The organism is Streptomyces sp. NPDC001568 (assembly GCF_042893755.1).
Classification (GTDB): domain Bacteria; phylum Actinomycetota; class Actinomycetes; order Streptomycetales; family Streptomycetaceae; genus Streptomyces.
Window position 1 is genome coordinate 279,087 of sequence record NZ_JBIAVF010000010.1, and the last position, 13,077, is coordinate 292,163.

General features: G+C 72.9%; 11 protein-coding genes. 9 read left to right on the top strand and 2 right to left on the bottom strand.

Going from position 1 to position 13,077, the window contains the following annotated elements; translation table 11 throughout:
* Positions 1-48 precede the first annotated feature (48 nt).
* From ACFY0I_RS20415 to ACFY0I_RS20445, 7 genes are all read left to right on the top strand, one after another.
* A complete protein-coding gene (locus tag ACFY0I_RS20415; RefSeq protein WP_388897649.1) occupies positions 49-1,239 on the top strand; it encodes an allantoate amidohydrolase in 1,191 nt (396 codons plus the stop codon).
* Entirely contained in the window at positions 1,236-2,579 is a 1,344-nt protein-coding gene (locus ACFY0I_RS20420; protein WP_388897491.1) for a formimidoylglutamate deiminase, read from the top strand. Before ACFY0I_RS20415 ends, ACFY0I_RS20420 begins: the two co-directional genes overlap by 4 nt.
* 119 nt (positions 2,580-2,698) lie before the next feature.
* Positions 2,699-3,877 carry an imidazolonepropionase gene (gene hutI / locus ACFY0I_RS20425; protein ID WP_388897493.1) on the top strand — a complete coding sequence of 393 codons (1,179 nt, stop codon included), beginning with the start codon at positions 2,699-2,701 and terminating at the stop codon, positions 3,875-3,877.
* 280 nt (positions 3,878-4,157) lie between these two features.
* Entirely contained in the window at positions 4,158-4,859 is a 702-nt protein-coding gene (locus ACFY0I_RS20430) for an LPXTG cell wall anchor domain-containing protein (RefSeq protein ID WP_388897495.1), read from the top strand.
* 17 nt (positions 4,860-4,876) lie between these two features.
* On the top strand, positions 4,877-5,962 hold the full coding sequence (locus ACFY0I_RS20435; RefSeq protein WP_388897497.1) for a hypothetical protein: 1,086 nt from the start codon (positions 4,877-4,879) through the stop codon (positions 5,960-5,962).
* Positions 5,959-7,074, top strand: coding sequence for a neocarzinostatin apoprotein domain-containing protein (locus tag ACFY0I_RS20440; protein WP_388897499.1), 1,116 nt, complete (start codon positions 5,959-5,961; stop codon positions 7,072-7,074). The genes ACFY0I_RS20435 and ACFY0I_RS20440 overlap by 4 nt, the downstream gene beginning before the upstream one ends.
* Positions 7,075-7,136: 62 nt before the next feature.
* Positions 7,137-8,435: a hypothetical protein gene (locus ACFY0I_RS20445; RefSeq protein WP_388897652.1), complete on the top strand. Its 1,299-nt coding sequence runs from the start codon at positions 7,137-7,139 to the stop codon at positions 8,433-8,435.
* An 88-nt stretch (positions 8,436-8,523) separates the two neighbouring features.
* On the opposite strand, the gene ACFY0I_RS20450 is transcribed toward ACFY0I_RS20445, so the two are convergent.
* Positions 8,524-10,038 (bottom strand): peptide MFS transporter, encoded by a 1,515-nt coding sequence (locus ACFY0I_RS20450; protein ID WP_388897501.1) that lies wholly within the window; start codon positions 10,036-10,038, stop codon positions 8,524-8,526.
* Between the two features lie 471 nt (positions 10,039-10,509).
* Here ACFY0I_RS20450 and ACFY0I_RS20455 point away from each other — a divergent pair, with 471 nt between their 5' ends.
* Positions 10,510-11,187 carry a response regulator transcription factor gene (locus ACFY0I_RS20455; RefSeq protein ID WP_361598543.1) on the top strand — a complete coding sequence of 226 codons (678 nt, stop codon included), beginning with the start codon at positions 10,510-10,512 and terminating at the stop codon, positions 11,185-11,187.
* Positions 11,188-11,218: 31 nt separating this feature from the next.
* Positions 11,219-12,484 (top strand): ATP-binding protein, encoded by a 1,266-nt coding sequence (locus tag ACFY0I_RS20460; RefSeq protein ID WP_388897503.1) that lies wholly within the window; start codon positions 11,219-11,221, stop codon positions 12,482-12,484.
* Positions 12,485-12,506: 22 nt separating this feature from the next.
* Here ACFY0I_RS20460 and ACFY0I_RS20465 read toward each other — a convergent pair whose 3' ends face one another.
* A complete protein-coding gene (locus tag ACFY0I_RS20465; RefSeq protein ID WP_388897505.1) occupies positions 12,507-13,037 on the bottom strand; it encodes a GtrA family protein in 531 nt (176 codons plus the stop codon).
* Positions 13,038-13,077: the final 40 nt, after the last annotated feature.

Below are 13,077 nucleotides of genomic sequence, written 5' to 3' on the forward strand. Positions count from 1 at the left end.
GGCCCCCGGGGCGAGACCCCGGGGGCCGGGGGGGCCGGTTTCCACACCATGTGGGCCGACCTCGCCCCCATCGGCCGCCACCCGGACTCCGGCGGCTACCGCCGCTACGCCTGGACCGGCGCCGACGCCGACTGCCGCACCTGGTTCCAGGAGCAGGCCCAGGCGCGCGGCCTGACGTACGAGACCGACCGCAACGGCAACCAGTGGGCCTGGCTCGGCGACCCCCTCGCGGGCGACGCCGTCGTCACCGGCTCCCACCTGGACTCCGTCCCCGACGGCGGGGCCTTCGACGGCCCGCTCGGCGTGGTGTCCTCCTTCGCCGCCCTCGACGAGCTCCGCGCCCGCGGCGCGCGCCCCACCCGGCCGCTGGCCATCACCAACTTCGGTGACGAGGAGGGCGCCCGCTTCGGCCTCGCCTGCGTCGGCTCCCGGCTCGCCGCCGGACAGCTGACCAAGGAGAAGGCGTACGAACTCCGCGACGCGGACGGCATCAGCCTGCCCCAGGCCATGGAACAGGCCGGCTACGACCCGGAGACGATCGGCGCCGACCCCGAACGCCTCGCCCGGATCGGCGCCTTCGTCGAACTCCACGTCGAACAGGGCCGCGCCCTCGACCTCTCCGGCGACCGCGTCGGCATCGCCTCCGCGATCTGGCCCCACGGCCGCTGGCGCTACGACTTCCACGGCGAGGCCAACCACGCGGGCACCACCCGCCTGGTGGACCGCCGCGACCCGATGCTCACGTACGCGGCGACCGTCCTGGCCGCCCGCCAGGAGGCGACCCTCGCGGGCGCCGTCGCCACCTTCGGGAAGATCTCCGTCGAACCCAACGGGGTCAACGCCATCCCGTCCCTGGTCCGCGGCTGGCTCGACTCCCGGGCCGCCGACCAGGCCACCCTCGACACGGTCGTCACCGCCATCGAGAAGGCGGCCCGCGAACGCGCCGACCAGGACGGCATCGACCTCGCCGTCGTCCGCGAGTCCTTCACCCCGGTCGTCGAGTTCGAGCACGCCCTGCGCGACGAGATGAACCGGATCCTCGGCGGAGCGGTCCCCGTCCTCGGCACCGGCGCGGGACACGACGCCGGAATCCTCTCCGCCACCGTCCCCACCGCCATGCTGTTCGTACGCAACCCCACCGGCGTCTCCCACTCCCCGAAGGAGTTCGCCGCCGAGGACGACTGCGAGGCCGGCGTCATGGCCCTCGCCGACGTACTGGAAGGACTGGCGTGCAGGTGACCGCGCCCACGACGTACTGGCTCGAACACGCCTGGCTCGGCACCCACGTCGAGCCGGGCGTCACCCTGGCCGTCTCCGCCGACGGCCGGATCACCGGCCTGCTCACCGGCGCCGACACCCCGCCCCCCGGGGCGGAGGTACTGCGCGGGCTGACCATCCCGGGCCTGGCCAACGCGCACTCCCACGCCTTCCACCGGGCCCTGCGCTCCACCGTCCAGGTCGGCTCCGGCACCTTCTGGACCTGGCGCGACTTCATGTACAAGGTCGCCCAGAACCTCACCCCGGACAGCTACTACGCGCTCGCCCGCGCCACCTACGCGGAGATGGCCCTCGCCGGCATCACCAACGTCGGCGAGTTCCACTACGTCCACCACGCCCCCGGCGGCGCCCCCTACGCCGACCCCAACGCCATGGGCGAGGCCCTCATCGCGGCGGCGGACGCGGCGGGCATCCGCATCACCCTCCTCGACACCGCCTACCTGGCGGCCGGCTTCGGCCAGGCCCCCAACGCCCACCAGCTGCGGTTCTCCGACGGCACCGCCGACGCCTGGGCGGAGCGCGCCTCCGCCCTCAAGGGCGGCGGCCACGCCCGCATCGGCGCCGCGATCCACTCGGTGCGCGCGGTCCCCGCCGACCACCTGGCCACCGTCGCCCGCTGGGCCGAGGAACGGCAGGCACCCCTGCACGTCCACCTCTCCGAGCAGACCGCGGAGAACGACGCCTGCCGGGCCGCCCACGGCCGCACCCCGACCCAACTCCTCGCCGACCACGGCGTCCTGGGCGCCCGCACCACAGGCGTCCACAACACGCACCTCACCGACGCCGACATCTCCCTGCTCGGCGCCACCGCCACCGGCACCTGCATGTGCCCCACCACCGAACGCGACCTCGCGGACGGCATCGGGCCGGCCTCCCGCCTCCAGCAGGCGGGCAGCCCGCTGTCCCTCGGCAGCGACAGCCACGCGGTGATCGACCTGCTGGAAGAGGCCCGCGCGATGGAACTGAACGAGCGCCTGCGCAGCCGCACCCGCGGTCACTGGACGGCCAACGCCCTGCTGACCGCCGCCACCGCCGACGGCCACGCCTCCCTCGGCCTGCCCGACGCGGGTCGCCTGGAGGTCGGGGCGCTCGCCGACTTCACCACGATCGCCCTGGACTCCGTCCGGACGGCCGGGGCGCTCCCGCGCCTGGGCGCCGAGACGGCGGTGTTCGCGGCGACGGCGTCGGACGTCCGGCACACCGTGGTCGCGGGCCGCCACATCGTCCGCGACGGCGCCCACGCCCTCGTCCCGGACGTCCCGTCCGCCCTGTCCGAGTCCATCGCGGCGCTGCGCGCCTGACTCGCCGTCCCGGCCCCGACTCCTGTCCAGCCACGCCCACGCCCCCTTCCCCGGCACCACGGGGGCTCCGCCCGGGGAACGGTGAAGGGTCGGGGTGGGGAACCCCCCGAGAGGAACGCATGACCACCACCGTCATCACCAACATCGGCAGCCTCGTCACCAACGATCCCTCCGTGGGCGACGGCTCCGCCCTCGGCCTGATCGAGAACGCGGCCGTCGTCATCGAGGGCGACAGGATCGCCTGGACCGGCCCCGCCGCGGACGCCCCCGCCGCGGACACCGCCTTCGACGCGACGGGTCGCGCCGTCATCCCCGGCTTCGTGGACTCCCACTCGCACCTCGTCTTCGCCGGCGACCGCACCGCCGAGTTCAACGCCCGCATGTCCGGCCGCGCGTACTCCGCCGGAGGCATCCGCACGACCGTCGCCGCCACCCGCGCCGCCACCGACGCCGCACTCGAAGCCAACCTGCTGCGCCACCTCCACGAGGCCCGCCGCCAGGGCACCACCACCTTCGAGACCAAGTCCGGCTACGGGCTCACCGTCGCCGACGAGGCCCGCGCCCTGCGCATCGCCGCCGCGCACACCGAGGAGGTCACCTACCTCGGCGCGCACATCGTCTCCCCGGACTACGCCGACGATCCGGCGGCGTACGTCGACCTCGTCACCGGCGAGATGCTGGAGGCCTGCGCCCCGTACGCCCGCTGGGTGGACGTCTTCTGCGAGAAGGGCGCCTTCGACGGCGACCAGGCCCGCGCCATCCTCACCGCGGGCGCCGCCGCCGGGCTGATCCCGCGCATCCACGCCAACCAGCTCTCCCACGGGCCCGGCGTCCAACTCGCCGTGGAGCTCGAAGCGGCCTCCGCCGACCACTGCACCCACCTCACCGACGCGGACGTCGACGCCCTCGCCCAGGCGGCCGCGACCACGGTGGCCACGCTGCTGCCCGGCGCCGAGTTCTCCACCCGCGCGCAGTGGCCCGACGCCCGGCGGCTGCTCGACGCGGGCGCCACCGTGGCCCTGTCCACGGACTGCAACCCCGGCTCGTCCTACACCAGCTCCATGCCGTTCTGCATCGCCCTCGCCGTACGGGACATGGGCATGACCCCCGACGAGGCCCTGTGGTCCGCCACCGCCGGCGGCGCCCGCGCCCTGCGCCGCGGCGACCTCGGCACGCTCACCCCCGGCGCCCGCGCCGACCTGGCCCTCCTCGAGGCCCCGAGCCACGTCCACCTCGCCTACCGCCCGGGCGTCCCGCTCGTCTCCGCGGTGTGGCAGCGCGGGGTCCGCGCGGCCTGAGGCGCGCGCCGACGCGCCGTTCGCGACGGCCCGGACGGGGCTTCGGACGGCCCCCGACCGGGCCGTCACCGCCTGCCGACCGGGCCGTCCCGGCCCCCCGACCGGGCCGCGACGGCGCTCTGACCAGGCCGTCACGGCGCCCCGAACGGCCGGAAACAGTACGGCCGAAAGGGCGCCGATCCGGGCCGTCCTGTGTCTTCCCTCCGTAAGGCCCCGGGCGTACCTTGAGCCACCAATCTGATGTGTCGTCAGTAACTTGTGGCCCGAGGGGAAGACGAAGGTGTCCGACCGGAAACGTTCCACCGCGCTCGCGCTGGCCTCCGCGGCGGCCGCATCGGCGGTCCTGCTCACCGCCCCCGCCGCCCACGCCGCCGTGATCGACGTCGAGTACAACTGCCAGACCCCGATCGGGGACAAGTCGGCGGTCTCGCCGATCGACATCAAGGCCGTCAAGGAGGGCGACGGCTACAAGCTGACGATGTCCTTCCAACGGGGCGTCTCCTCCAGCCCCATCGAGCTGGGCAAGGGCGCCATGAGCCCCAGCGCGGTCATCCTGGCCGACGGGGCGGAGAAGGTCTCGGTGCCCGTCTCCGGCGCGCCCAACTCCGAGGCCGTGCCCGCCAACACCCCCATCAGGATCACCGACCTCTCGGGCACCTACACCCCGAAGAAGAGCGGCAAGGTCACCTTCACCGCCGGGGTCCTCACCATCAAGGCCATGGGGACCACCACCACCTGCACCCCCGGCAACAGTCCCAAGCCGTCCCTCGAACTGGAGGTCACGGCGGCCGGCGGAGCCAAGGACCCCGCCCCGCAGCCCGGCAACGGGCAGAGCTCCGCCCCGAGCACCCTCCCGCAGACCGGCCCCGCCGAGTCCGCCATCGCGCTCGGCACCCTCGGTGCCACCGTCGTGCTCTCGGGCGCCGCCGGCGTGCTCTGGCTGACCCGACGCGGCCGGCAGGCCCAGCGGACCCGGCCCTGAACGGAGCAGCCCCGGCCATGCCCCTGCTCCCCGTCCCCCCACGGCCCGGCACCCTCCGGCGGCTCGACGCCGCCGGGCGGCCCGGCGTCCTGCGACGGCCCGGTGTCCTCGCGCGGCCCGGCGTCCTTCGACGGTCCGGTGTCCTCGCGCGGCTCGGCGTCGTGCTGCTCGCCGCGTCCGCGCTCCTGGGCGGCGCGCCGGCCGCGGTCGCCGACGAGCCCGGTTGGACCGCCGAACCGGCGTCCGGCCGGCCTGCCGCCGCCCGTCCCTACTTCTACCTCGCGGGCACCCCCGGAGCCGTTCTGGAGGACCGCCTCGCGCTGACGAACACCTCCGACCGGGAGCGCACCGTCACCCTGCGCGGGGCCGACGCCTACAACACGGCGGACGGCGCCTTCGCCGTGCGCCCCGCCCGGGAGTCCGCAGGCGCGGGCTCCTGGATCAGCTTCGGCGGCTCCGCCGCGGTGCGGATCCCGCCCCGCACCCGCGCCGTCGTCCCGTTCACCGTCACCGTGCCGCCCGCCTCCGCGCCCGGCGACCATCCGGCCGCCGTCGTCGCCGCCGAGGACGGCCGCGAGGTGGGCGTACGGGTGCACCTGCGGGTCAGCGGCCCGGCGGTGGCGGCCCTCACCGTCGAGGACGTGTCCGTGCTCGGCAAGGGCGCGTCCGCCGCTGTCGCGTACACCCTGGTCAACCGGGGCAACGTCGCCCTCGCCCCCGAGCTCGCGATCCGCGCCGACGGCCGTTTCGGCGAGGTCCCCGGCCGCGCCGCGCGCGCCCTGCCGGTGGAACTGCTGCCCGGTCAGCGGGTGGAGCTGACCGAACCGTGGCCCGGCGCGCCGGTCCTCGACCGGGTCGCCGTCACCGTCACCGTCACCGCGCCCGGCGCCGCCCCGGCCACCGCGACCGCCACCGCGTGGTTCGTGCCGTGGGGCATCGCCGCCCTCACCGGCGCCGGCCTGCTCCTGCTCGGCGGGACGGCGACGGCCGCGCTGCTCCTCGTACGCCGTACCCGGGGCGCCCCGCGCGACCGGCCGCCGCCGGAACCCGCCGCCGCCCCGGACCGGGCACCGCACCACGAGCTGACGGGAGCATCCAGGTGAGCCGCACCCCGGGCGCGAAGGCCCTGCCCCTCCTCGCCCTGGCCCTGGCGGCGCTCGCCCTGGCGTTGCTGCCCGCCGCCGCGCCCGCCGCCGCCGACGAGAGCAAGGCCGCGGCGGCGCTCTCCCTCCAGGAGGCCGCCAAGGGCACCGAGATCACCGTCACCGGCACCGGCTGGCGGGCCAAGACCATGGTGATGCTGCTGGTCTGCGGCCAGAACATGATCGGCGGCACCAACAGCTGCGCCAACGCCGACGGGGCCGCCGTCGCGGTCGCCGCCGACGGGGGCTTCACCGCCCGGCTCCAGGTCGTCGCACCACCCAAGCCCTGCCCCTGCGTGGTCAACGTGGCATCCGTCAACGGGGACCAGTCCACCGTCGCCCTCCCGTTGCGGATCACCGACCACGAGAGCGCCCCGCTGCCCGCCGAGTCCGGGACGGCCCGGCTCGCGATGCTCACCGGGGTCCGGCTCCGGGGCGACGACGGCGTGCTGACCTGGTTCGGCGCCCCGCCCTCCCGCCGGTTCACCGTCACCGTCGGGAACCTGGGCTCGGCGCCCGTCAAGGACCCCGTCTTCCAACTCGGCACCGCCCACGGGGTGTTCGCCCCGACCTGGGAGGAGGCCCGGTGGAAGGGCACCATCGCGCCCGGTGGCAAGGCCGAGATCGGCCTGGACGTGGCCCTGCCCGCCGGAGCCCACGGCGACTACACCGTCTCCCTCAAGTACGGGGACACGGTGGTCGCCGCCCAGCCGTGGGGCGTGGACCGTCCGTACGGGGTGCTGCTGTTCTGGGGCCTGCTCCTGGTGGTGGTCCCGACCGCGCTGTTCCGGGCCGGGATGGCCGTCGTCGACCGGCTCCGACCGCGCGCCACCCCGGCCGCCGGCGGTCGCCACCGCGGCGCGAAGGCCCCGGACGCCGCCACCGCGGTGACCGCCCGGCTGCCGAGGATCCCCGCCGCGCGGGGCTCCGCGCCGGCCGCCCCCCAGACCCCCACGGCGGTCCTGCCGTGGTTCATCCCCGAGGAGCAGGCGCCGGCGCGGGACGCGCCGGCTGAGCAACCGCAGACATCCGCACCGTCCGATCAAAGTCCGACAACGAAGGGACATTCGTGAACACCCAACGGAGGGCGAGCGCGGCCCTGGTCGCGCTGCTGCTCGGCGGCGCGGGCATCGCCATGGCGGCTTCCCCCGCCCAGGCCGCCGATGCCACCTACAAGGTCAAGTGCGTACCGCCCGCGGGCGGCGGCGACCCGGTGGAGGGCGAGAGCACCGTCAAGATCACGGCCCCGGCCACGGCCAAGGTGGGCGACGAGGTCGACGTGTCGTGGGAGACCGTCAAACCCGCCTCCAACAACACCGACCTCATGGTGATCCCGAAGGACTCCGTGGTGCCCACCGGCTGGTTCACGGTGGGCGGGGGAGGGGGCGAACTGAAGGTCGTCGGGGAGAAGAAGAACCCGGAGATCCCGAAGAAGGCCCCCATGGTCATGTCGACGATGAAGGGCAAGCTGAAGCTGACCAAGGCGGGCAAGGTCACGCTGACGCCGGGCCGGTACGAGGTCGCCGTCTCCTTCCCGTTCGGCACCTTCGTCACCAAGTGCGCCCCGGTGGGCACCGTCTCGGGAGGCGCCACCATCGACGTCTCCGCGGGCTCCACGGGCGGCGCGACGACGGGCGGGGCGACCACGGGCGGGGCGACGACGGGCGGGGCGACCACGGGTGGCGCGACCACGGGTGGCGCGACGACCGGTGGCACGACCACGGGCGGCACCACGACCGGCGGCGCGACCACCGGTGGTTCCACCACCGGCGGCGGCGGAGGCGGGACCGACTTCCCGGGCAAGCCCGTCGAGGTCGCCTTCGACTGCGGTCCGGTCGTCCCCGGCGGCATCAAGACGCCGGTGACGATCAACGCCAAGAAGAACGGCGGTGACTACGAACTCACGGTCAAGACCGCCAAGGGGGCGATGGCCGCTCCCATGGCGTTGCCGGCCGGTGCGCTCAAGCCCTCGATGAACGTCAAGCTGGGCGGCGCCGACTCCGGCACCGTCAAGGTCTCCGGCCCGGCCAACGCCGAGCCGATCCCCGACAAGGCCCCGGTCAACCTCAGTGACATGACCGGCACCTACAAGCCCGGAAAGTCGGGCAAGGTGACGCTGAGCCCCGACCAGTTGACGATCGACGTCACGATGGCGCCGGGTTCCACCCCGATCAACGTGCCCTGCAAGGCGGCCAGCAGCGGCGTCTCGCTGGAGCTGGACACCGCCGCCCAACCGGGCGGCAGCGGCTCCACCACGGCCGGCACCACCGGAGCCACCACCGGCGGTTCCGCCGCCTCGGGCGGGCTCGCCGAGACCGGCGCGCAGGACGAGGGCGGCATCCAGGCCCTCGCCCTGGTCGCCGGCACGGTGATCCTGCTCGGCGGCGCCGTCTTCGCCTTCACCCCGTGGCGCCGCCTGCGCGGCACGAGGTAGGCATCCCGTACGACGTCGGACGCACCCGTACGACGGAACGGCCCGGCACGCCTTGCGGCGTGCCGGGCCGTTCTGCTGTGCGGGTGCGTCAGTGGACGCTGCCCATCAGGGCCTGGACGCGCTTGCGGTACATGTAGACCGCGAAACCGGCGGCGGCGGCGAGCGTCGCCTGCATGGCGATGATCCCGGTGCCGTTCAGGTCCACACCGGCCAGCGACAGCAGACCCGTCGTGCAGTCACCGGCGGTGACCGCGAGGAACCAGACACCCATCATCTGGGAGGCGTACTTCTGCGGGGCCATCTTCGTGGTGACCGAGAGGCCGACCGGGGAGAGGCACAGCTCGGCGATGGTCTGGATCATGTAGATCGAGACCAGCCACATCGGCGACACCATGGTGCCGTCGGAGGCCATGCTCATCGGGACGACGAAGACGAAGAAGGAGCCACCGACCAGGACGAGACCCATCGCGAACTTCACGATGGTGTTCGGCTCCTGGTTCTTGCGGGCCAGCCACAGCCACAGCCAGGCGAAGACCGGCGCCAGCGCCATGACGAACAGCGGGTTCAGCGCCTGGTACCAGGTGGTGGAGGGGTCCCAGCCGAAGAGCGTGCCGGTCTTGGAGTCGGCGAACAGCGACAGGGTGGAACCACCCTGGTCGTAGATCATCCAGAAGACGGCGGCGGCGATGAAGAACCAGATGTACGCGGACATCTTCGACTGCTCGGGAGCCGAGAGGTCCTTGTCGCGCTTGATGCGGGCCAGGACGACGACCGGGATGATCAGACCGGCGATGGTGATCGGGTACAGCGCCCAGTTGATCGTGAACATGCCCATGGCGGTCACGGTGCCGTAGAAGGCGGCGACGATCGCGATGGCGATGACGGCCTTGACGACGATGCCGTTGCGCTCGGTGGCGGACAGCGGGTTCGGGACGACGCTGCTCTGCGGGCTCAGGGTGCGGCCGAAGACCAGGAACACGATCAGGCCCAGACCCATGCCGATCGCGGCGAGCAGGAAGCCGAGGTGCCAGTTGACGACCTCACCGACGGTGCCGATCGCGAACGGCGCACCGAAGGCACCCAGGTTGATGCCGACGTAGAACAGCGTGAAGCCGCCGTCACGACGCGGGTCGTCCGCACCCTTGTACAGGTGGCCGACCATCGTGGAGATGTTGGCCTTCAGCAGACCGGAACCTATGGCGACCAGCAGCAGACCGACGAAGAACGCGATCTGGCCGGGCAGCGCGAGCGCCACGTGACCGCCCATGATCACGAAGCCGGCGATGGCGACGGTCTTGCGGGCGCCCCAGACGCGGTCACCGAACCAGCCGCCGGGCATGGCCATGAGGTAGACCATCGCGACGTACACGGAGTAGATCGCCGTGGCCGCGCCCATCTTGTAGCCCAGGCCACCGCCCTGGCTCCCGGTCGCGGCGTCCGTACCGCCGGAGACCAAGTACAGGACGAGGAGCGCACGCATGCCGTAGTAGGAGAACCGCTCCCACATCTCGGTCATGAACAGCGTGGCCAGGCCGATCGGGTGGCCGAAGAGGGTCTTCTCGTGAGCGGGGCTCTGAGAAGCCGTCGTCAGGCTGGAAGCCATGGTCGATCCTTGCTTGCTCGGGACGCTCGGCTTCGTGAGCCGAACTGCGCCCGGTGGGGGGTGGCCGGCACCGGCGACGGATGTCCCACCCCACGCCCGGGGTCTCGTCCTCCGGGGTGCCGGAGTCGAAGGGTCAGCCGTCACCGGGATCCACGCCCGGCGCGCACCTTCGCGCGCAGGGCCCGGCCCACAGGTCATTCACTGTCATCTGGGTCGGAGCAATCCGACCAGAGCAGAATTTGAGGTCCTTGGCTCGCTTTTCGGCACAAGGATCCCCGGAGTAGTGCATGAGGCGTCTCGCCACCATACGACACGACACTGCGGCATATGGAAGGACTTGAGAGATGGATCACAGGTTCCGGGGGAACCGATCGACCATATTCGAAGGCGCGGGGTCGTGCGCAAGCACAGATAGCGAGGGGCCCGCAGGAGGGCCTCTCCTTTGACCCGCCGCGGACTAACATCACCCACATGACGCGTGTACTGCTCGCCGAGGACGACGCATCCATCTCGGAACCCCTGGCCCGCGCCCTGCGCCGGGAGGGGTACGAGGTCGAGGTCCGGGAGGACGGCCCCACCGCCCTGGACGCCGGACTCCAGGGCGGCATCGACCTCGTCGTCCTGGACCTCGGGCTACCCGGAATGGACGGCCTCGAAGTCGCCCGCCGGCTGCGCGCCGAAGGCCACGGCTTCCCGATCCTGGTCCTGACCGCCCGCGCCGACGAGGTCGACACGGTCGTCGGCCTCGACGCCGGCGCCGACGACTACGTGACCAAACCGTTCCGGCTCGCCGAACTGCTCGCCCGCGTCCGGGCCCTGCTGCGGCGCGGCGCCGCCGAGACCGCCCAGCCGCCCGCCACCCACGGCGTGCGGATCGACGTCGAGTCGCACCGCGCCTGGATGGGCGAGGAGGAGCTCCAGCTCACCGCCAAGGAGTTCGACCTCCTGCGCGTCCTCGTCCGTGACGCCGGCCGGGTCGTCACCCGCGACCAGCTGATGCGCGAGGTCTGGGACACCACCTGGTGGTCCTCCACCAAGACCCTCGACATGCACATCTCCTGGCTCCGCAAGAAGCTCGGCGACGACGCGGCCAATCCCCGCTACATCGCCACCGTCCGCGGCGTCGGCTTCCGCTTCGAGAAGAGCTGACGCCGCCCCGTCCTAGGGCATCCTCTAAGGCATGCGCCGCCGCCTGATCAACTCCACGCTCGCCGTGGTGCTCGTCGTGATCGCCGTGTTCGGGGTCTCCCTGGTCATCGTGGAGACCCGGACCATCACCAGCAGTGCCCAGGACCGGATCGGGTCCGAGGCCCTGCGGCTGCTCGGCATCGTCGAGGCGGACGCCCTGGAGCGCAAACCCATCGACGCCGCGGCCCTCGCCGAACAGCTGGACCTCGGCACGTACGCCCGCATCACCGTCCCCGGGCAGCAGGTCGTCGAGGTCGGGCACCGCATCGAGGGCAGCGTCATCCGCGGCACCGCGCGCGGCGAACAGGGCGAGACCGTCCTGGTGGAGGAGAACCGCTCCACGGTCACCAAGGAGGTCGGGCGGACGCTGGCCGTGGTCGGCGCGGTGGCCCTGCTGGCCGTCGTGGCGGCCGTACTGCTCGCCGTACGCCAGGCCAACCGGCTGGCCTCCCCGCTCACCGACCTCGCCGAAACCGCCGAACGCCTCGGCTCGGGCGACCCGAGGCCCCGCCACAAACGGTACGGAGTACCCGAGCTGGACCGGGTCGCGGACGTGCTGGACTCCAGCGCCGAGCGGATCGGACGGATGCTCACGGCCGAACGGCGCCTCGCCGCCGACGCCTCCCACCAGTTGCGCACCCCGCTGACGGCCCTGTCGATGCGGCTGGAGGAGATCACCGTCACCGACGACCTGGAGACCGTGCGGGAGGAGGCGACCATCGCCCTCACCCAGGTGGAGCGGCTCACGGACGTCGTCCAGCGGCTGCTCACGAACTCCCGCGACCCGCGCACCGGCTCGGCGGTCCTCTTCGACCTGGACGAGGTCGTCAAACAACAGGTGGAGGAGTGGCGGCCCGCCTACCGCAGCGCCGGACGGGCCATCGTGCGCTCGGGGCGGACCGGCATGCGCGCCGTGGGCACGCCCGGGGCGGTCTCCCAGGTGCTGGCGACCCTCGTGGAGAACGCGCTGATGCACGGGGGCGGCACGGTCGCGCTGCGCACCAGGGTCACGGGCAACCAGGCCGTACTGGAGGTCACCGACGAGGGCCCCGGCGTCCCGCCGGACCTCGGCAACCGGATCTTCGAGCGGGCCATCAGCGGCCGCAACTCCACGGGCATCGGCCTCGCCGTCGCCCGGGACCTCGCCGAAGCGGACGGCGGCCGGCTGGAACTGCTCCAGACCCAGCCGCCGGTGTTCGCCCTCTTCCTCAGCCGTACGGCGCCGGAAGGGACGGAACCGACGAGCACGGTGCGGTGAGGGGGGCCCGAGCAGCCCGGTCCTACTTGGTGGCCGTCGGCTCCGGGGCGAGCGTCGCCACCGGCACGTCGTGGCCGTCACGCTGCTCGACGATCAGCGAGGGCGCGGCAGCGGTGGGCAGGGCCTTGAAGACCCAGGTCCGGTAGGACCAGAAGCGGAAGATGGTCGCCACACCCATGCCGAGGAACTTGAAGATGTTGTTCTGCAGCGAGCTGTCCCAGCCGAACCCGTACGTCGCGGCGTAGAGCACACCGCTCTCGATGACCATCCCGATGCCGCTGAACAGCACGAACAGGAACATCTCGCGCCGCCGGCCGCCGAGGTCGCGGTCGCGGTAGGTGAAGTACCGGAAGCCGATGTAGTTGGTGATGATCGCCACCACGATGGCTATGACGTTCGCGCGCACGATCTGCAGATCGGTCGTGCTCCGGAGCAGGTTGAACACGCCGAAGTTGACCAGGACGCCCAGCCCGCCGACCGCGCCGAACTTGATGACCTCCCGCACGAGGCCGCGGACGCGCTCGGTCAGCGGTGCTGCTTTCGGCGTGCTCATGTGATGGTTCAGTCCCTGTCCGTCGTCGTCGCCCCTCGTT